The organism is Bifidobacterium olomucense, assembly GCF_012932375.1.
Lineage (GTDB): Bacteria > Actinomycetota > Actinomycetes > Actinomycetales > Bifidobacteriaceae > Bifidobacterium > Bifidobacterium olomucense.
The window spans coordinates 82,594-103,073 of the sequence record NZ_JAAIIG010000009.1; the positions used below are offsets into that span (position 1 = coordinate 82,594).

Annotated in this window: 14 protein-coding genes and 1 tRNA gene; 7 read left to right on the forward strand and 8 right to left on the reverse strand. The window is 61.7% G+C overall.

The window, feature by feature from the left end; translation table 11 throughout:
* Positions 1 to 166: 166 nt before the first annotated feature.
* The gene (gene crgA / locus G1C97_RS09375; protein ID WP_205832596.1) at positions 167 to 652 is read right to left on the reverse strand and encodes a cell division protein CrgA; all 486 of its coding nucleotides are present in this window, start codon (positions 650 to 652) and stop codon (positions 167 to 169) included.
* Between the two features lie 93 nt (positions 653 to 745).
* On the opposite strand from crgA, the gene G1C97_RS09380 reads away from it, so the two are divergent.
* The 3 genes from G1C97_RS09380 (at position 746) to G1C97_RS09390 (ending at position 3,664) form a co-directional block, all read left to right on the forward strand.
* Positions 746 to 1,552 (forward strand): DUF881 domain-containing protein, encoded by an 807-nt coding sequence (locus tag G1C97_RS09380; protein WP_100497036.1) that lies wholly within the window; start codon positions 746 to 748, stop codon positions 1,550 to 1,552.
* A gap of 8 nt (positions 1,553 to 1,560) precedes the next feature.
* Positions 1,561 to 2,679 carry a class E sortase gene (locus G1C97_RS09385; protein ID WP_169241535.1) on the forward strand — a complete coding sequence of 373 codons (1,119 nt, stop codon included), beginning with the start codon at positions 1,561 to 1,563 and terminating at the stop codon, positions 2,677 to 2,679.
* Between the two features lie 340 nt (positions 2,680 to 3,019).
* On the forward strand, positions 3,020 to 3,664 hold the full coding sequence (locus tag G1C97_RS09390) for an anthranilate synthase component II (protein WP_169241536.1): 645 nt from the start codon (positions 3,020 to 3,022) through the stop codon (positions 3,662 to 3,664).
* Between the two features lie 177 nt (positions 3,665 to 3,841).
* On the opposite strand, the gene pknB is transcribed toward G1C97_RS09390, so the two are convergent.
* Genes pknB through G1C97_RS09425 form a run of 7 tightly spaced genes read right to left on the reverse strand, consistent with a single transcriptional unit; the run spans position 3,842 to position 13,105 of the window.
* Entirely contained in the window at positions 3,842 to 5,917 is a 2,076-nt protein-coding gene (gene pknB / locus G1C97_RS09395; RefSeq protein WP_100497040.1) for a Stk1 family PASTA domain-containing Ser/Thr kinase, read from the reverse strand.
* Entirely contained in the window at positions 5,914 to 6,861 is a 948-nt protein-coding gene (locus G1C97_RS09400; protein WP_100497042.1) for a serine/threonine-protein kinase, read from the reverse strand. The genes pknB and G1C97_RS09400 overlap by 4 nt, the downstream gene beginning before the upstream one ends.
* Positions 6,858 to 8,324 (reverse strand): peptidoglycan D,D-transpeptidase FtsI family protein, encoded by a 1,467-nt coding sequence (locus tag G1C97_RS09405; protein WP_169241537.1) that lies wholly within the window; start codon positions 8,322 to 8,324, stop codon positions 6,858 to 6,860. The genes G1C97_RS09400 and G1C97_RS09405 overlap by 4 nt, the downstream gene beginning before the upstream one ends.
* Positions 8,321 to 10,168 (reverse strand): FtsW/RodA/SpoVE family cell cycle protein, encoded by a 1,848-nt coding sequence (locus G1C97_RS09410; protein WP_169241538.1) that lies wholly within the window; start codon positions 10,166 to 10,168, stop codon positions 8,321 to 8,323. Before G1C97_RS09410 ends, G1C97_RS09405 begins: the two co-directional genes overlap by 4 nt.
* On the reverse strand, positions 10,165 to 11,841 hold the full coding sequence (locus G1C97_RS09415) for a PP2C family protein-serine/threonine phosphatase (RefSeq protein ID WP_169241539.1): 1,677 nt from the start codon (positions 11,839 to 11,841) through the stop codon (positions 10,165 to 10,167). The genes G1C97_RS09410 and G1C97_RS09415 overlap by 4 nt, the downstream gene beginning before the upstream one ends.
* A 4-nt stretch (positions 11,842 to 11,845) precedes the next feature.
* Positions 11,846 to 12,373 carry an FHA domain-containing protein FhaB/FipA gene (locus tag G1C97_RS09420; RefSeq protein ID WP_100497046.1) on the reverse strand — a complete coding sequence of 176 codons (528 nt, stop codon included), beginning with the start codon at positions 12,371 to 12,373 and terminating at the stop codon, positions 11,846 to 11,848.
* 30 nt (positions 12,374 to 12,403) lie between these two features.
* Complete coding sequence (locus G1C97_RS09425) at positions 12,404 to 13,105, reverse strand: FhaA domain-containing protein (RefSeq protein WP_100497048.1); 702 nt, start codon at positions 13,103 to 13,105, stop codon at positions 12,404 to 12,406.
* Between the two features lie 125 nt (positions 13,106 to 13,230).
* Here G1C97_RS09425 and G1C97_RS09430 point away from each other — a divergent pair, with 125 nt between their 5' ends.
* The 4 genes from G1C97_RS09430 to G1C97_RS09445 all read left to right on the forward strand — a co-directional run bounded on the left by G1C97_RS09430 (position 13,231) and on the right by G1C97_RS09445 (position 20,357).
* Positions 13,231 to 15,450 (forward strand): protein kinase domain-containing protein, encoded by a 2,220-nt coding sequence (locus tag G1C97_RS09430; RefSeq protein WP_169241540.1) that lies wholly within the window; start codon positions 13,231 to 13,233, stop codon positions 15,448 to 15,450.
* A gap of 196 nt (positions 15,451 to 15,646) precedes the next feature.
* Positions 15,647 to 16,612 carry a thioredoxin domain-containing protein gene (locus tag G1C97_RS09435; protein ID WP_100497051.1) on the forward strand — a complete coding sequence of 322 codons (966 nt, stop codon included), beginning with the start codon at positions 15,647 to 15,649 and terminating at the stop codon, positions 16,610 to 16,612.
* Between the two features lie 152 nt (positions 16,613 to 16,764).
* Positions 16,765 to 16,838, forward strand: a tRNA-Thr gene (locus G1C97_RS09440).
* 594 nt (positions 16,839 to 17,432) lie between these two features.
* Entirely contained in the window at positions 17,433 to 20,357 is a 2,925-nt protein-coding gene (locus tag G1C97_RS09445) for a glycoside hydrolase family 3 N-terminal domain-containing protein (RefSeq protein ID WP_169241541.1), read from the forward strand.
* Positions 20,358 to 20,480 lie beyond the last annotated feature (123 nt).

The following is a 20,480-nucleotide window of genomic DNA, read 5'->3' on the forward strand; positions in this document are numbered from 1 at the left end:
TCATCAATAACGCGTTGAGTTCCGGCAGTAAAAGCAGTAAAAAACCGGTCCCGTATGAACGGAAACCGGTTTTCGTCGTATGTCAGTGGTCTTATCTGCAGTGGCCGTATGTAGTTGTCTACGCAACGACCATATACAAGCACACGCTGGAACCCCCAGCGCAGCCTCAGCGCCACCCCATCGTCATCAGGAAGCCCACCATAATCAGCGCGAAACCGATGGCGAGATTCCAAGCGCCGATGTTCGGAATCGGCCATGAGCCGGTCGGAGAGAGGTAGTACACCACGCACCAGATCAGACCGACGATCATGAATGCGCAGAACACCGGCACGAACCAACGCGGGTTGGACTTGGTGCCCTTGATGGTCTCTTCAACGCGCTTGGTGTTTTCGGCCTGACGGTTCATCATGCGCTGCATCTGCGGGGTGAGCGTGGCCTTGTCGGCAGTGGCATTCAGCACCGCCTGCACCTGCTCCATATCCACGCCGTAAGTCTCGTCCTCATCCTCGCTCGCGTCGGACTTACCGGACTCAACAGATTCAGCGACGTCCTTGGCATCCTCTGCGGACGTTTCCTCGGCCTTGACCTCGTTCTGCCAATCCTTCTGGTCGTTCGAGTCGGTTTCGTGCAGCTCTTCGTCAGCCATCAGCATAGTCTCCATTCAATAGGCTAAAAGTCATAATAGTGGCTAGACTCGAAAGCAGCGACCACAGTCGGCAAAATGACGGGAAATGGCAGGAAATTCATGGCCAGACACGTAGGCAAGCATGGTGTACGGCGCTCAATATTGGGCGGCGTCACGGTGTTTGTCGTCATCGCGCTGACCGGTTTCCTGCTCAGCACCAACGTACGGGTCAATCGAACCGTCACCGTGACCAACGATACGGCCGACTTGGTGGAACGCGGTGTGGACGAAGCCAATCAGCTGCAGCAGGACGTCAACGATCTGACCAAGCAGGTGACCAATCTTACCGATGCGCTGAACGCCGGCACCAAGAATGATTCCGAAAGCAATGCCGATTCGGGGGATTCCGGCCTGATGCTGCCCGAGCTGAGCGGCGAAGGCGTCACCGTAACGCTTGACGATTCCCCGCTGTGGGAGAATGCGGTGAACAACAATGGCTCAACCGCAAACATCAATGATTACGTGATTCACCAGCAGGACGTCGAATCCGTGGTGAACGCGCTGTGGTCGGGCGGCGCCGAGGCCATGATGATCATGGACCAGCGGGTGCTGTTCAATTCGGCCGTGATCTGCTCGGGCAATGTGCTGTCGCTGCACGGTAAGAAATACTCGCCGCCGTTCACGATTTCCGCCATCGGCGACCCGCAACAGCTACGCGAAGCCCTCAACGATTCCAAGGCCATCGGCATCCTGAAACAGTATGTGACCGTGTTCGGCATCGGGTACAAGGTGGAGAAAAAGGACGATTTGCGATTCCCGGCCACGGCGGCGTTGCTGCAGCAGCTGAAATACGCCACGGTGAACGGGCAGGATGAGCAGAGCGCCGGTAGCGCCGACGATTCCCAGAGCGAGGGGCAAGGACAGTAAGGACAGTAATGAGACACGGAAGAACCCACGTCGACATGGCTTCGACGACCCGGCGCAGCCCGATCTGGCAGGCGCTGGGCATCTTCGCCGAACTGCTGCTCACCGCAGCCGCCATCTGCGCCCTGTACATCGTCTGGCAGATGTGGTGGACCGGCGTGGAGGCCGAACAGGTGCAGAACAGCACCACGAAGTCGGTGAACTGGAGCGATCCGGGCAAAAGCGGCGGCACGGTCAGCGTGGCCAAGGCGCAGGAGGGCGACCCGCCCGCGCAGCCCGAGAACCCGCAGTACGGCGACCTCATCGCACAGGTCTATATCCCTCGCTTCGGCTCCCAGTGGCACCGCAACATTGTGGAAGGCACTACGCTCGAACAGCTCAATCGCCACGGATTAGGCCATTACGAAACCACGCAGCTGCCCGGCCAGGTGGGCAACTTCGCGGTGGCGGGCCATCGTAACGGTTATGGCCAGCCGCTCGGCGACGTCGACAAACTGCAGGAGGGCGACGCGATCATCATTCGTACCAAGGACTACTGGTACGTCTACCACTACACGCGGTACGAAATCGTGCTGCCCACTGATACGTACGTCATCGCCCCCAACCCCGAAAGCCAGACTGCGGCCGCCACCAAACGTATGATCACGTTGACCACCTGCGAGCCGAAGTACACCACGCCTACGCATCGATGGATCAGCTACGGCGAACTCAAGTACTGGGCCAAGGTCTCCGATGGTGTGCCTCAGGAATTGACCACCACCGATTCGTCCGGTGCGGTGAAGTTCGCCATCAACGAGACGCCGTCGATTTCCTCGCGGATCGGATCGTTGGACAAAGTGGCGTTCGGTGCGCTGGTGCTATGGGCGATTCTGTTCATCGCCGCCGCTGTGGCGTGGCGCTGGCCGCTGCTGCGCGCGATTCGCTTGGGTGAGCGTCGCCGTCCGGACGCCAGCATCTACGGCGGATTGCTGCGTCTGCAGCCCGGTGTGGCCCCGATTCGTTGGCTGCTGTTGATGATCCTGTTGTTCGCCGCTGCCGTTGCGCTGTTCCAATGGACATTCCCGTGGGCCGCGGCCAATATCCCCTTCCTGCAGCAGATGTCGAACTTCGTAGCCGTGCCGCAGCAGTAGTTTCTCAGTAGATTCCGGCGGTTCTGACGGTCCTGTCGGGTTCTGTCGGGTTCTGTAGGTTCTGTCAGTTCTGTCGGCCCCTTCCTCCCTCCCTTTCTGGGCATATCCGTATGTTCTGGGCATATCCGTATGGCGAAGAGGCCGTTTTTGGGCCCCTCAGCATACGTGTATGCCCAGAACCGCATTAATTGGTACGGATATGCCCAGAACGCGTGGGATGTCCGGGACATCGTCCGGGGACGTCCGAGGAATCGGCCAGCGACGGTGGACGGTCGGGCTCATGCGGCAGCTGGGCTGAGTAGTATGACTTGCAGCAGATGTTCGCACGAAGGAGAGCCCTATGACCGATTCCGCACGCATTCTGGTGGTGGATAATTACGATTCGTTCGTGTATACGATCGTCGGCTATTTGAAAACGCTGGGTGCCACGGTTGATGTGGTGCGCAACGACGCCATCGACCCCGAAACTCCCGGTGTACTGGATGAGTATGACGGCGTGCTGATCTCTCCCGGCCCTGGCGCTCCTGCCGAATCCGGGGCCAGCGAGGGGATGATTCGCTTGGCGGCGCGCATCAGCAAGCCGATGTTCGGTGTGTGTCTCGGGCTGCAGGCGCTCGCCGAAGTGTATGGGGCGACGGTGGACCACGCGCCGACCATCATGCATGGCAAGACCAGCTTGGTGGAGCATGTGGATGACGAGATTTTCGAAGGCGTGGCCAATCCGATGACCGCCACGCGCTACCATTCGCTGGCTGTGGAGCCGACTTCGGTGCCCGAAACGCTGGAAGTGACCGCATGGACTCAGGGCGATCACATTATTCAGGGACTGCGCGTGAAGGACAAGCCGATGTATGCGGTGCAGTTCCACCCCGAGTCCGTGATGACGCAGGACGGCTACCGTCTGTTGGCCAACTGGTTGAAGGTCTGTGGCCAGGAGAACGCGGTGGCCAAGTCCGCCGGGCTTCAGCCGAAGGTAGTGAAGTAGGTAACGCAAGCTAGGTAACGCTCGGCACAGCGGCAATCGACTGAATTGATTTGTGGATGATTTAAATATGATTCGCCGTTGATACCGACAACAGAAGGGCGGTTTCCTCACCATATAAGTCATATGGTGAGGAAACCGCCCTTCTTCCGTAATGGGTTGGCTATCGGCCGCTACCGATTACTGCTGCTTGGTGGCATCGCCATCGCTCTTATTCGTATCCGAGTTCGTCTCGGTGTTGGTATTCGGCGTGGTCGTCGTGGCCTTCGTCGTGATCGTGACGGTCGAACCGGCGTCCACCTGCGAACCGGCGGCAGGATTCATGCCGACCACGACGGCGTTGGACGTGGGACCGCTGACATTCACGTTGAAGCCGGCGGCCTGCAGCATCAGCTTGGCGGTCACCACATCAACACTGCCATCGGTGGCGACCGATGGCACCGTGGCCTGCTCCTTGCCGGTGGACACCCAGATGGTAATCGTGCCGCCCTGCTCGATGGACGACCCCTCACCCGGGTCCACGCGCGTGATGGAGCCTTCCGGCACGGTGTCCGAAGTCTCGGATTCCACCACGAAGTTGAAGCTCGAATACTGCGCCAGCACCGAATCCTTCGGCTGCCCCACCAAGTTGCTCGGCACCTTGGTCATGCCGGTGGACACCCACAGCGTGATCGTGGAGCCCTTGGTGGCGTTCTGACCGGCCACCGGGTCGGTGCGGGTCACCATATCCTTGGCCACGGAGTCACTGTCTTCGGTTTTCACATTGGCGCTCACCTTGAAACCGGCATCCTCCAGCATGGAGCGCGCCTCATCCTGGCTGCGCTTGGTCACATCCGGAATCTGCGTGGACTGCGGGCCGGCGGAGAACCACACCTGCACCTTGGAGCCCTTCTCCACCTTGGAACCGGCCTTCGGGCTCATCTTGGTGCAGGTACCTTCCGGCTCGGTGGAATCGGTATCCTGCTTCGCCACCATGGTCAGGCCCAAGGCCTCAAGCTTCGCCTGAATACCGTCCTTGGAGGTGGATGTGGTGCATTCTGGAATCGTCACCGTTTCCGCGGTGCTCTGGTTGGAGCCGGGCTTGAGCGCGAAGATCGCGCCCACCACGATCAACGCCACCACAACGGCAGCGGCGATCGAAGCGATGATGATCTTCTTACGCTTCTTGGCCTTGGCCGCCTGCGCACGCTGCTGGGCCCGAGAGCGCAACGCCTCGGCATTGGCGGCATTCGGTGCGATCTGCTCGAACTGGCCGGTGGCCGGATTGAACGCCTGCGTAGGCTGACCGCTGCCGGGCGTCATCGGCACGGTGGGCTGATCGCGTTCGGCTTCCTTGCGCGCCTTCACATTCGACAGGTCGGTCAACGGATTGAACGCGGCCGCCACCGGCACGCCGCCGTTCATATAGGTCAGGATATCGGTTTTGAACTCGGCTGCCGTGGCGTACCGGTTCTGACGGTCCTTGGCCATGGCCTTGGCACAGATCGAATCCCACATCTTCGGCAGACCCGGCACCACCGCGCTCGGCGGCGTGGCCACTTCGGAGACGTGCTGGTAGGCGATGGCCACCGCCGAATCGCCGGTGAACGGCGGACGTCCGGTGAGCATTTCATACAGCACGCAACCGGCCGAGTACAGGTCGGAGCGCATGTCCACGGTCTCACCGCGAGCCTGTTCGGGGGAGAGGTACTGCGCGGTGCCCACCACGCCCTGCGACTGGGTCATCGTGGCGGCCGAATCATCCAGAGCGCGGGCGATGCCGAAGTCCATCACCTTGACCACGCCCTGCTCGGAAATCATGATGTTGCCGGGCTTGATGTCGCGGTGGATGATGCCCATGCGGTGCGAGTAGTCGAGCGCGTTGAGCACACCGAGCATCACCTGTTCGCTGTCGCGCTGGCTCAGGGCGCCGTTCACCTTCAGGATGTCGCGCAGGGTCTGGCCCTTGACGTACTCCATCACGATATACGGCAGACGCTCGGTTTCGCCGTTTTCGCCGTAGACCGCCTCTTCACCGGAATCGTAGATGTTGACGATGTTCGGGTTGTTCATCTGGGCGACGGCGTGCGCCTCGCGGCGGAAACGCGCCAGGAAGATATCGTCGTTGGCCAGATCGGCGCGCATGATCTTCACGGCCACGGTACGGCCCAGACGGGTGTCGAGGGCCACGTGGACCTCGGCCATGCCGCCACGACCGATGAGCTGGCCAAGCTGGTAGCGTCCGCCGGCCAATGCGGTGGGCATACTCGTGCTCATTGTTTCCCTCCCAATCTTGAGACCGGAGTCTCCAAAACGATGCGTGGCGTGCTGGTCACCCTGCGCGGCAGTCGTCCGCCGGACGACACCACAGTGGTATCCGCCATTTCGGTCTGCTGATCAAGCAGTCGACGTTCGATACGTGCCAGCGTGCGGGACACCACCAGCGCATCCTTCGGCCGATCCAGCGGATCCTTGGCCAGCATCGACATTACGAATTCACGAAGCTGTACGTCCACCGTGTCCGGCAGCGGCGGCACCGGATCGTTCACATGGGCGGCGGCGATATCCACCGGCGTGGCACCGGTGAACGGACGGTGCCCGGCAAGCCCCTCGTAAGCCACCACGCCCAGCGAGTAGATGTCCGACTGGGGTGTGGCCTGCTGGCCCTGCGCCTGTTCGGGTGAGATGTACTGTGCGGTGCCCACCACCATGCCATCCTGGGTGATCTGCCCTTGGCCGGTGGAATAGCTGACGCCGAAATCAGTGATTTTGACTTCGCCGGAATCGGAAACCATGATGTTCGCCGGCTTGACGTCACGGTGAATCACACCGTGCGAATGCGCCACGAACAGCCCGCGGGCCGTCTGAATAAGAATCGGCAGCAGTTCGGTGGGGTCCATCGCGCCCTTCTCGTGGAACAGCGCCGCCAGCGAACGGGACGGCACATATTCCATGATGAGGAAGCCGATGCCGTCATGCTCGTAGTATTCGAACAACGCGGCGATATTCGGATGCGCCAGATTGGCGGAATTGTGGGCTTCAGCGCGCAGACGGCGCAGCTTGGCCTCCGCGTTGGTCATATCCGAGCGCAACGCCTTGATGGCCACTTCGCGTCCGAGCTGGATATCGTAGCCCTTCCACACTTCGCCCATGCCGCCCTGCGCCAAGCGAGCATCAAGGCGGTATCGGCGGTGGATCAACTGTCCTTCGATAAGTTTCACTGCTGTAGAGCCTCCTCAATCATCGCGCGCATGATCGGGCCAGCGGCGAACGAACCATACAGGTCGGTGTTGTGCACCACCACGGCCACGGCAATCTGCGGATTGTCTGCCGGTGCGAAACCAATCACCCAGCCATCGATGGAGCTGTTGTCGGCGCCGATCTGCGCGGTACCGGTTTTGGCGGCCACGGTGACACCATCGATGGCCAGCTGCGGATTGGCGTCGGTGACCACATGCTCCATCATTTCGGTGAGCTTGTCGGCGGTATCCTTGCTGAACGCGATGCCCATGCTCTGGGCCTTGGTCTGCGACAGCACCGTCAAATCGGCGGCACGGACGCGATCGACCAGCGTCGGCTGCATCACCTTGCCGTTATTGGCGATCGCCTGCGCCACCATCGCCATCTGCAGCGGCGTGGCGGTGGTGTCTCCCTGTCCGATCGAAGCCAGCGCCAGACGGTCGTCGGTCAGATCGGTGGGGAATGTAGAGGCGGTGGCCTTCATCGGGGTGCCGGTGGCGTCGCTGCCATCAATGGTGATGGTGCTGCCGAATCCCAGCGAGGTGGCCATATCGCTGACCGTGTCCGAGCCGAGCTTGACGCCCAGCTGCGCGAATGCGGTGTTTGAGGACCATGCGATCGCGTTCTGCAACGTGATCTGACCGTTGGTGCCGTTGGCCTGCGTGGTGGCGTTCGGCAACTGGGTCGCCGTGCCGGGCAGGGTATAGGTCTCGCCGGCGGGGATCTGCGTATCGGTCTGGTATTTGCCGGTCTCCAGAGCCGCGGCGGCCACGATGGTCTTGAACGTGGAGCCGGGCGGGTAGAGCTGCGAGGTGGCGCGGTTGATCAACGGGCTGTTGGCACCGGCTGCCAGCTCGGTGTAGGCCTTGGTGGCGGCCTCCGTGTCATGGGTGGCCAGCATATTCGGGTCGTAGCTCGGCGTGGACGCCATGGCCAGAATGCGGCCGCTGGACACCTCGATCGCCACAGCCGCACCGTCTCTGTTGCCCAGCTGGTCGTAGGCCACCTGCTGGAGCTTGGGATCGATGGACGTTTCGATGGACGCGCCCTGATTCACTGAGCCGGTGAGCATGGCCTTGGCCCGCTGCCAGATCAGGGAGTCGGCCTCGCCGTTCAGCAGTGTGCTGCGTGACGCTTCAATGCCGCGGTCGGCGGGCTGGTTGATGGAGAAGAATCCAGTGATGGGTGCGTACAACGGGCCGTTCGAATAGGTGCGCTGGTACTTGAACGCATCGTTGACCGGTTCGGATTTGGCCATCACGGTGCCATCCGATGCCAGAATCGCACCACGGTAAGCGCCGAGCTGATGATACAGGGAACGTGCGTTGCGCGAATCATTGTTCAGTACGTTGACGCGCACGGCCATGATGATGGTGGAGGAGATGCCCAGCACCACGAACAAGGCGACTACGGCCGTAAACAGTTGACGGAGATATTTGTTCATACGCGATTACCTCCGTTTACGGGAGGCAGAGGGGGAAGCGGTCCGGTTGCCGTATGTGCCGCCGTGTGTGCTGAGTGAGCGGCATGCGCCGCATGATGATGCTTCGGCTGCGGCGGGGCCATCGGATCGTCGTTGTCGTAATATGCCTGCGTGGTGGTGTCAGTAATGGGATCGTCGTTGCCGGTGCGCGCTGCGGCCGGAGCCGTTGGGGCGGCGAACGAGGCGGGCAGGTCATGGGTATCAGGTGCGTCGCCCGGACGAGTCGTGGGCGCCGGCTTGGGCGAGGGGGCTGCGGCTGGGGGCAGCGGAGCGACGTGACCTGCGGGCACATCGTACCGGTCAGGTGCCTGTTGGGTGATGTCGATAATCGAATCATCGCTTGGATCGTCGGCATCAGCGGTGTCATCCGGGTCGTCGCCGACGACGGCACCGCCCTGCGGACGGGCGATCGGCTCGGTGGCGTTCGCATTGGCGCGGGCCTCAAGCTCCTTGTCTCGCAGAACCGCCAGAGCTTCGTACTGGAAGGCCTTCGACGTCATCTCCGGCTCGGGCGAGTTCGCCGCATCGGAAATGACGATGAGCAGCGCGGCGAGAATGAAGTTGGCGATCAGGCTGGAGCCGCCGGCCGCCATATACGGCAGGGTCAGACCGGTGAGCGGGATGACCAGCGTGATGCCGCCCACCACGGTGAACACCTGAAAGGCCATCGTGAACACCAGTCCGGATGCGAGCAGCTTGCCGAACCCGTCCTTGATCTTCATCGCGGTGATGAGCCCGGACACCACGATCAGCAGATAGATGACCAGAATGGCCATCACGCCGGTGAGTCCCAGCTCCTCGCCAAGCGAGGCGTAGATGAAGTCCGAGTTGGCGAACGTGGTCAGCGCCGGGTGCCCCTGGCCGAGCCCGGTGCCGAGCATACCGCCGGAAGCCAGGCCGAAGATGCCGGTCACCAGCTGCCATGAGCCGCCGTATGGCTTGTTGTACTGCTCGTTGCTGAACGGATGCAGCCAGGCGTCCACGCGCTGGCCCACGTGGCTGAACACGCTGGCAGCCAGCACCGCGCCGACGGCGAAGGCGAGCAGACCGATCACAATCCAGCTTTTACGGCCGGTGGCCACATACAGCATCGCCACGAACATGGCGAAGAACATCAGCGAAGTGCCCAGATCGTGCTGCATGATGAGCACGCCCATCGAGGCGAACCACACGATGATGATCGGGCCCAGATCCTTGATGCGCGGCAGCTGGAGTCCCAGGAACTTCTTGCCGCCCACGGCCAGCTGGTCGCGGTGATCGAACAGGTACGCGGCGAAGAAGAACGCGAGGAACAGCTTGGCGAATTCGCCCGGCTGGAACTGGCCCAACCCGGGGAGCCTGACCCAGATACGTGCGCCGTTGACCTCCTGGCCGAGCACGGGCAGCATCGGGGAGAGCAACAGCACCAGGCCCACCACCATCGAAACATAGGAGAATCGACGCAGGACGCGGTAATCCTTCAGGAAGATGATGATCAGGGCAGACAAGACGATGGCGATGCACAGCCAGGTCAGTTGGCGCATGGCCACTGCGGTATCCATGCTCTGATCGATGCGGGCGATCATCGTCACGCCGGTGGCGGTGAGCAGCAGCACGCACGGCAGCACCAGTTGGCTGGCATACGGCTGGAAATGCACCATCAATCCCCACAGCACCAGAAACAGCGCTGTCACCACACCCAGCATGGTGGCGTATTGCGCCGGAAACGATCCGGTGGTGCGCTGGAACATCTGAATGAATGCCAGCGCGCTGATCGCCATGGCGATCAGCAACAGGAATATCTGGCGGAAACGGGTAGCGATCATTTGGCGTCTCCCGTGGCCGCGTCGTCGGCCGCGCCGATGCCGGGCTGGTTCGTGGCGTCGCCGCTGCCGTTACTGGTGGACGACTTCGGCTTGGAGGAATCGGTGGACCCCGATGAACTTGACGAATCTGACTTTGTCGACGACTTCGACGAGTCGGTGGCCTGCGACTTCTTGGCCTCGGCTTCCTGCTGTGCCTGTTCCAGTTTCTTCATTTCGCTGCGAATGATGTTCACGTGCGATTTCGCCTCGTCCAACGAGCCGACCGTAATGCCTTGGGCCAGCTGATCGCGCCAAGTGGCGGGCAGGTCGGCGGTGGAGATGTCGGTGCTTTCCACCTCGTGCGAAAGCTCCAGTCCGAACAGGCTGGTCGGCACGCCACGGTAGATCGCCACGGTGCCGTTCGCGTTGCCCACGTAATAATGCGTCTGGCTCCACAGGTATGCGCCGTAGCCGGCACCGCCCAACGCGAGCACGGCAAGAATGCAGGAGATGATCACCGCGACCTTGGTGCGGCGCTTCTTGGTGCGCGTGGTCTTCTTCTGTTCGGCCTTCTCCTCGCGGATCGCCTGCGCCACGTCCGGATCGTTCGGGTCGGCGGACAGTCGTCCATCGGATTTCTGCACCACCGGAATCTCACCGGTGTCCGGATTGGCGCGTTCGCCGGTTTCCTCACGTACGGTGGACGGCTGGACCACGCGCGCCGAGGACGGGTTCACCGTGGTCTGCTCAGGCTTGTCTTCATGCGCGCCGGCAGCCTGAATCAATGCCGCAGCGCGTTGCGCCGGCGAATTGTCTTCGCGCAGCGCGGGCGCGGTGGCCACCGGCTCGTTGACGATGTCGGCGATCGGTTCCAGGTTATGGCTGGCCGCGCCGCCGACCAGCGGGGTCTGATGCGGCAGATCGAAGGCGTCGGCGTCGAGGGCCAACGTGGCATCCGCGATTACGGCGGTGACGTTGTCGGTGCTGCCGGCGCGCAGGGCCATCTGCACGAGCCTCTGGCAGCATTCGCCCTGATCGGACAGCGAGCTCATCGTCTCTTCGATGGTGGAGTCTTCCAATACGCCGCACAGGCCGTCCGAGCACAGCAGCCAACGGTCGGCAGGGTGGGCCTTGCGGATGGAGATGTCCGGATGCGGGTCGATGTCGAAATCGCCCAGCACACGCATCACCACGTTGCGCTGCGGATGATTCTTGGCTTCCGAAGGCGTGATACGGCCGGTATTGATGAGGTGCTGCACGTAGCTGTGATCGCAGGTGATGCGGCTCAGATGGCCGTCGCGCAGCAGATAGGCGCGGGAGTCGCCGATATGGGCGATCACCCAGTACCCGGCGACCAGCGCCACGGCGACTACCGTGGTGCCCATGCCGGCAAGTTTGCGTTCACGCTTGGCCTTGCCCACGATGGCGTCATGCGCGGCCATCACGGAGGTTTCCATCATGCGCGAGATCGTCTCGACGTCGCCACCGGTGTCGTCCTGCTCGATATGAGCCAGCGAGCGGATGGCGATGGATGATGCGGTGTCGCCGCCGGCATGGCCGCCCATGCCATCGCACATGGCGATGAGATGTTCTCCGGCAAAGGAGGAGTCCTGATTGTTCGCACGGACCGTACCCACATCGGACACGGTTGTGGAATACAGGAACAGCGGTTGTGAAGCGGCGGAATTTGGCATGCGGCTACCTCAATTCGAAGGTGGTGGCGCCGATGCGCACAGGAACACGGGCCGGCAGAATGGTCGGGCGATTAATACGCTGCTGATTGACCACAGTGCCATTGGTGGAGTTCAGATCCTCAATGGCCCACTGGCCGGACTGCGGATCACGATATACGCGGGCGTGATGAGAGGAGACGAACTCGTCGTCCAACACCACATTGTTGGATGCGGCGCGCCCCAAGCTGATTTCGGCGTCGGCCAACGGCACCGAACTGCCGGCCAACGGACCGTCGATAATCACCAGCAGGGTAGGCTGCGCCTGACCTGTGCGTGCGGAAGTGCGCGAGGTACGAGATACGGGAGCCTGCTGAGCAACGGGAGCTTCGGCCTTGGCCTTATGAGCTTCGCGTTCGCGACGACGGCGTGCACGCGAAGGCCTGGGGCTGAAGGTTTCGATGTCCTTGCGTAAGGAGCGTACGGCAAGCCATACGAATACCCACAGCAGTACAAGGAACCCGTATTTCAGAAGGGCAAATGTCAGTTCGGTCATTGGTACCGACTTTCGAGCGGATTACGCGGGCTACTCCTGGGCTTGCGCCGAGGCCCAGTAGAGGATGCGCGTACGGCCGATGGTGATGGTGTTGCCATCCAGTAGCGTGGCGGCGGGTACCTGATGGCCTTCCACGTACGTGCCGTTCGTGGAGCCAAGGTCGCGGGCGATCACACCGTTGTCCGTAATGTCGATTTCCAGATGCTTGCGGGAGATGCCCGGATCATCGATGACGATGTCGCAGCCGGAACCGCGGCCGATCACCGTCTTGTCTTTGGTGAGCAGGTACTGGTTGCCGTTGACCTCCAGCACCGGGCTGTCCTCGGTCTGGGCGTCCGTAGTGACGGGGACGGCGTTGCCCTGCACGGATTCGGAGGAGAGGTTGAAGTTGCCCTTGGACAGGTCCAGATCCTCTTCGAAAATCACGATCACCGGGCCTACGAAAGCGTAATGCTGGCTCTTGGCGTACTCGGTGAGGTTATCCGCCAACTCGTTGGCCAGAGTCTCGCTGCCCCACGCCTCGATGCGGTCGAAGTCCGGCGTGCTGAGCTTGAAACGGTACTCGTTCGGGGCCACCGTGCGGTCGCGGCCCACCGGCATGGCCTCGGCGTCGATCTCGCGCTCCAGGGCGCTGGACAGGTCAACAGGCTGCAGATCTTTGGAGCCGAACTTGGCGAACACTCCGTTGACTGCACCCTCCACGCTTTTCTCAAAACGGTCGAGAACGCTCATAGTCCTCCCTTTCTAATCTTCACCTATCCTACGCGGCCATAGGAATATGCGGCAAAAATCCGGTCTGTGACGCGGCGATGGGTGCAAAATATCCAAAAATACAGGCTGATTGCGGACGGTCTAGGATGGAGCATATGAGCGATCTGGCAGCGTTGAATCTTGAACCGGGCGAAGTGGTGGGAGGCTACACGCTTCTTTCCCGCTTGGGGGCCGGTGCCATGGGATCGGTGTGGCGCGTGCGCGACGATGGCGGCACGGTGTACGCCATGAAGATTCTGCGCGATTCGCTGGCCGACGACTCCTCGTCCGGCGGCATGGGGCGCGCCGCGCTGCAGGATCCCGATCTGAAACCGAACATCACGCCGCGCGAACGTCTGCGCCGCGAAGCCATGGCGTTGAAGAAGGTCAACCATCCGGGCGTGTGCGGCATCGTGGATATGGAATTGGATGATTCGTTGGCGTTCATCGTCACCGAATTGATCGAGGGCCGCAATCTGAAGGACGATGTGGCGGTCAACGGTCGGTACATCGGCGACGATCTCGAACGGCTGGCCCGCAAACTGATCGAGGCCACCAAGGCGGTGCATGCTGCGGGCATCGTCCATCGCGACATCAAACCCACAAACGTCATGATCTCCGCTTCCGGACCGGTGCTGGTCGATTTCGGTATCGCGATGGGGGAGGGGGAAAGTCACGTCACCCGCACCGGACTGGTGATGGGCACGCCCGGATTCATCGCCCCGGAGATCATCGAGGGTGCGGAATCCGATGCCATGACCGATTGGTGGTCGGTGGCGTCCGTGCTGGCGTTTGCGGCCACCGGTGCGCCGGTGTTCGGCACCAAGCCGATGATGGCGGTGCTGGAGCGTGAGGCGTCCGGCAATGCGAATCTCGCCGGACTGCCGGCCGGTACGATGGCGGCGTTCCGGTCCGCGCTGAGCCCTGACCGTGCGCAGCGCTGCACGCCGGACCAGCTGCTGCACGCCATCATGCTTGATGCGTTGAATCCTGCGGCTTGGGCCGGGGTCGCGCCCGGCGGCGAGAGCGGGGCGATGCTCCCTTTTGACGGTGGCGTGCGCGACGGCAGTGTGCGCGACGACGACAATCCGCGCACATTATGGCGGGGCGAAACGCCCGCCGACGCCACGGTTCCGCTCGGCGACGGACAGTCCGCCGCGGTAACGCCGCTTGCGGCATCGGCGACGACCGTGCCACTGTGTGATTCGGGCGGCACCGGCGATTCGGGCGTTCCCTCAGAACGTACGGCCGTATTGCCTGACCAGGCGGCGGTGCTCCCTGATCGCACGGCGGTACTTCCTGAACAAACCGCGGTATTGCCTGACCAGTCTGAGGCTTACCCGGAGCAGACGGCGGTACTTGACGGGCAGACGGCGGTATTGCCTGATCGCACATCGGTGCTGCCGGGGCGGACTGCGATACTGCCGGAGTCAGTCCCCTCATTTCCGCCGGTGGCTCCGGCGACTCCGACGGCCCCGGCAGACGTCGCCCCCGCGACTCCCGCCGATGCCGCGCCGACAATGGTCGACCCTGATATTCGCCCGGCGTTGCAGAGGGTGATCACACAAACCGCGCAAGCCGTGCCTACCGAGGCGTTGGCGCAACATATGGGCCCGAACCCCGCGGACGTGCGGCGTGGCATGTATCTGCAACGCGGCACGTTGCCGTTGTGGCTGCTTGCCGTGCCTCTGGCCGCGATGGCCGCATCGGCACCGTTGTGTGCGCTCGCGGTGGCCGGTCTGGTGATTTGGCTGCTGCTCACGTTGGCGTGCAACACCGAGTCGCAGCTGGAGCGTGAAGGCCGTCGCGGCGGTCAGCGCAAAGGCTCCGACGTATGGATTCGCACCGCCACGCTGCCGTGGCATATCGTCAAGGCATTGCTGTTGATGTTGCCGCGACTTGTGCTGCTGGGCATCGTAATTTTGGCTGGTACCGCAGTGGTCACGGTGCTGCTGGGGCTACCGGTACGCACGATCTATTGGTATTTCACCGCGGACCGGAGCGTGCCGTTGCCGTTATTGGTCGATATGCCTTACTCGTCGTCCGGATTGACGCTGGCCGGCTGCATGGCTGTCGGATGGCTGATTACGGCGTTCGGTCCTCAAACCATGATGTTGCGTTTGGGGGCGGGCGCGCTGCGGGGATTGAGCACTGGCGCTCCGACGTTGGGGGCCGACCTTTCCGCCGGTGCCGCCGCTCCGGCAGTGCGCGGCCGGCGCAGCACGGTGCTGTTCACCATATGGTTGGTGATCGCGGTGGCGTTATGCGCGGCACCGTGGATGACGGGTGCGCCTATTGATTGGACGCCGCTCGGCACCATATGGTGACGTGTGGCGTTGCTGATGCGCTACTGGCCGCTGGCCGTGACTGATCTGATTCGTGGCGTGCGGCCGGTGCGATCTGTGACGGATGTCACGTGCGGTGTTTACCGAGAATTCACGTCTTTTGAGCTTCTGGCGTACCTATCCTCAGGGCGGGTCATTATGATTGGGCCGAAACATTGAACCATGCAGGGGGAAGACTATGTCAGATCCGAAGCGCCAGACCAAGCGCGCCACCCGCGCTGAGCGTCGCGCGGCAGAGGAAGCGGCCAAGCGCGCCCAGGAAGCGCAGGCCGCCAAGGAGCGTAAGCAGCAGACGATTATCGGCTGCATTGTAGTGGCCATTATCGTGGTGCTGGTGGCCGTCGGCGGATTCGCCGTGTACAAGGCCATGTCCAGCTCCTCCACGCAGTCCAGCACGACCGTGGACGAGGCCTACAGCGCTCTGCAGAAAGTCAAGACCAAGCCGGCCAACGCCAGCGACGACGCAGGCTTCCTGATCTCCAGCAAGGGGTATGGCACGAAGGCCGAGGGGGCGCCGACCGTTGCCATCTATATGGAGCCGCTGTGCCCGGGCTGCGCTTCGGTGAACCAGAATCTTGACCCGACCCTGAAGAAGATGATGAACGCCGGTCAGATCACCCTTGATCTGCACTTCCTCAACTTCCAGAACAACAAGAGCTCGGACGACTATTCCAACCGTGCGTTCAACGGTGCCATCTACATCGCCGAACACGACGACGATCCCGACCATCTGCTCGACTATCTGGCGAATATTTACGATGCGGACTTCCAGCCGGGCGAGCTGTCGAATTACGTCTCCGTCAGCAACGACAAACTCAAGGAACAGGCCGTCAAGGCCGGCGTGAGCGAGGATGTGGCGTCGGCGGCCTTCAGCGGCGAGAACGAATACGTGGACTGGCTCACCGCCTCGAACAACTACACGGTTCTGCGCCCCGAACTGTTCAGCAGCTCCGGCGGCTTCTCCTCGCCCACCTTGACCATCAACGGCGAATACTGGAGTCTGCAGAACATCACGCTGGCCAAGACCACCATGGTCAAGGGCTTCCTCGACGCCATCGGCCTTGACGAAAATCAGGTGGGTGTGCAGGGCAAGCTGCCGTCCATCGGCGCAAGCAAGAAACCCATCGACATCACCGCCAACTGATAGTGCCGCGGCGGCGATACGCACGGCATACATCGCGACATACATCGCGACATACCGGTACTGCGGTGACCACTGCGACACATGGAGTGCTTCACCGCGGTACCTGATGGTATGCTAGTCATTTGTTCCGTGCGTGAAGCGTCCGGAAACACGCCTCTTTAGCTCAGATGGCCAGAGCGGCCGCCTTGTAAGCGGCAGGTCGTCGGTTCGATCCCGACAAGAGGCTCGTCGCGCAGAAAAAAGCGTATTATAGAAGATGCGCAGATTTTTTCTGCACATGCATAGTCTTACCTTGGGTAAGTTCGCCAGGAGCCTTCCCCCAACTATGGCTTCCTGGGGTAAGGGCGGAGCGTCCCCCAACCTGCTCCGCGCCTTCAAGGGGGCGGGAATATCCCCTTCTCTCCCGCCCCCTTCTTCTTTCTTTTTCCTTTATTCCTTTTCGTTACTTCCCGGCCCCGGGGTTATCGGCCCCGATTTCTGGAAGAACGTACGCTTACTCTCACTTAACGTACGTTTCCCCAGATGATGCGGGTTTTAGTCCGGAAGAACGTACGCTGCGGATGCCGGACGGGCGGATGAGCGTGCAGATTATGCGTCCGAAATGACAGGTGGGGCAGGTGGACTTCGCGGCGACGATGAATTTGCGAGGCTAGGGTCATCGGCATCACAGGCGTGTCGGCAGGCAGTCCAAAGGCGAGCTTCGCAGACATTCTTGCGGTCGGTGCGATCAGGGCAGGTCGCATGACCATGGTGCGGTTCGATAACGATATCAACCGTTCCGCGAGTGCCGCGCAAAGGTAAGAATCAAGGAGGAGACCCCATGCTGCAAATCAACATGGCTGACGTACTGAACGTCATCGGCTCGCTGACGCCGTACCTCATCGCAGTCGGCGTGCTGCTGGCACTGGCCATCATCATTACGTTCGCCGCCAACAAGAAGACGGTGAAGACGGTAGCCAATCGCAAGCTTATCCATTCCGAGTCCTGGCTCGTGGCGCTCGTCGGCATCGTCGTATCAGTATCCATGATGCTGTCCGGCCCGCTGGCCACGCTGCTGAACAACGCGACCATCACCAAGTACCAGCTGTCCGACTCGACCGTCGCCGCAGCAAACAAGCTGGCCAAGGACGTGCAGACCGAAGCCGTCACCATGCTGAAGAACGACGACTCCAACCTGCCGCTGGCCAACAAGAAGGTCAACGTGTTCGGCTGGGGCTCCACCAACCCGGTCTACGGCGGCACCGGCTCCGGCTCCATGTCCGACCAGTACGAGACCGTCTCCCTGCTCGACGGCATGAAGGAAGCCGGCATCGAAACCAATGCCGACCTGACCAAGCTGTACACCGACTACCGTGCCGATCGCCCGGAAGTGGGCATGTGGGCCCAGGATTGGACCCTGCCTGAAGTGCCGGTCGATCAGTACTCCGACTCCCTGATCTCCAGCGCCAAGTCCTTCTCCGACGAAGCCGTAGTGGTGCTCACCCGCGTTGGCGGCGAGGGTGCCGACCTGCCGATGGACATGACCGCCGACGGCATCACCTACACCGACAATTCCAAGGACTACAAGGATTTCCAGAAGGGTCAGAGCTTCCTTGAGCTTTCCCAGACCGAGCGCAACATGCTCGACCTGGTCACCAAGAACTTCGATAAGGTCACGCTGATCTACAACGGCGCCAACACCTTCCAGTTCGACTTCCTCGCCAACTATCCGCAGATCAAGTCCGTGCTGTGGTGCCCGCCCGCCGGCCAGACCGGCTTCTCCGCCCTCGGCGAGGTGCTCGCCGGCGACGTGAACCCGTCCGGCAAGACCTCCGACACCTTCCTGAAGGATCTTACCAAGTCCGTCTCCTACAACAACTTCGGCAACTTCAACTACGACAACGCCGATGAGTTCGAAGTCTCCTTCAACTCCTTCGCCGGTGCCGTGACCGCCACACCGAGCTTCGTGAACTACACCGAAGGCATCTACGTGGGCTACAAGTTCTACGAGACCGCCGCCGACGAGGGACTGATCAACTATGACGATCTGGTGCAGTACCCGTTCGGCTACGGCCTGTCGTACACCACGTTCGATCAGAAGATGGGCGACGTGACCTACTCCGACGGCAAGATCAGCTTCGACGTGACCGTGACCAACACCGGTGACGTGGCCGGCAAGGACGTGGTCGAGGCGTACTACAACCCGCCGTACACCGATGGCGGCATCGAAAAGGCCTCCGTGAACCTGGTCGCCTTCGAGAAGACCAAGGAACTGAAGCCGGGCGAGTCCGAAACCGTCAAGATCTCCTTCGACGACGATGACATGGCCTCCTATGACTCCAAGAACGCCAAGGCATACGTGCTGGAGAAGGGCGATTATGAGGTGTCCATCCAGTCCGACTCCCATACCGTGATCGACGAGAAGACCGTGACCGTGGACGACACGATCACCTACAACTCCGACGACAACACCCATAACGGCGACAAGACCGCCGCCACCAACCAGTTCGAGGATGCGGAAGGCGACGTGACCTACCTGTCCCGTGCGGGCCACTTCGCCAACTACGCCCAAGCCACCGCCGCTCCGACCAACTTCTCGATGAGCGACGAAGCCAAGGCCACCTTCTACAACAACGGCAACTACGATCCCACCAAGTTCGACAACGCGGACGACGAGATGCCGACCACCGGTGCCAAGAACGGCGTGCGCCTCGCGGACCTGACCGGCAAGGACTACGACGATCCGCAATGGGACAAGCTGCTCGACGAGCTGACCTTCAACGACATGGACAACCTGATCGCCAACGCCGGCTACGGCACCCAGGCCGTGACCTCCGTCGGCAAGATTCAGGTGACCGACGCCGACGGTCCGGCCTCCCTGAACAACAACTTCACCGGCGTGGGTTCCATCGGCTTCCCGGCCTCCACCTCCTTCGCGTGCACGTGGAACAAGGATCTGGCCAAGCAGTTCGGCGAGATGATCGGTCAGATGGCGCGCGACATGCACGTGGCCGGCTGGTACGCCCCCGCCATGAACATCCATCGCAACGCCTTCTCCGGACGTACCTTCGAGTACTTCTCCGAAGACGGTCTGCTCTCCGGCGCGATGGCCTCCCAGCAGATCGCCGGCGCTCGCGAGAAGGGCGTGTACTCCTTCATGAAGCACTTCGCCCTGAACGATCAGGAAACCAACCGAGACCTGATGCTGTGCACGTGGGCCAACGAGCAGGCGATCCGTGAGATCTACTTGAAGCCCTTCGAGATGAGCGTGAAGGAAGGCGGCGCACAGGCCGTGATGAGCGCCTTCAACTACATCGGCAACACCTATGCCGGCGCCTACGCTCCGCTGCAGCAGAACGTGCTGCGCAACGAATGGGGCTTCCAGGGCTTCGTGCTGACCGATTACTTCTCCGGCAACGGCTATCAGAACGCCGACCAGCTCGTGCGAGCCGGCAACGACGCGATGCTGGCCACCACCTCCATCACCAACCACATCACCGATAAGTCCGCCACTTCGGTGAAGGCGATGCGCACGGCCGCCCACAACATCCTCTACACCGTGGCCAACGGCTGGCAGTATGAGAACGGCGAGCCCGAGGTGGACACCCCGATGTGGAAGACCGCCATGTACGTGGCTTGGGGCGTGACCGCCGTGCTGGTGATCGCACTGGAGGCCCTCGCCGTCACGAAGTTCCTCAAGCGTCGCAAGGCTGCTGCCGTATCGGCTGATGCGGCCGCTGCGGTTCCGGCTTCGACCGAGGCCTGAGGTTCCCTATAACTGAGGTTCTATAACTGAGGTTCCCTATAACTGAATGCTGAAGTGGTCTCTCGCTGATATCGGCCTACATCGCCGGTATGGCGAGAGGCCACTTCTCGTATATGCGTGTGC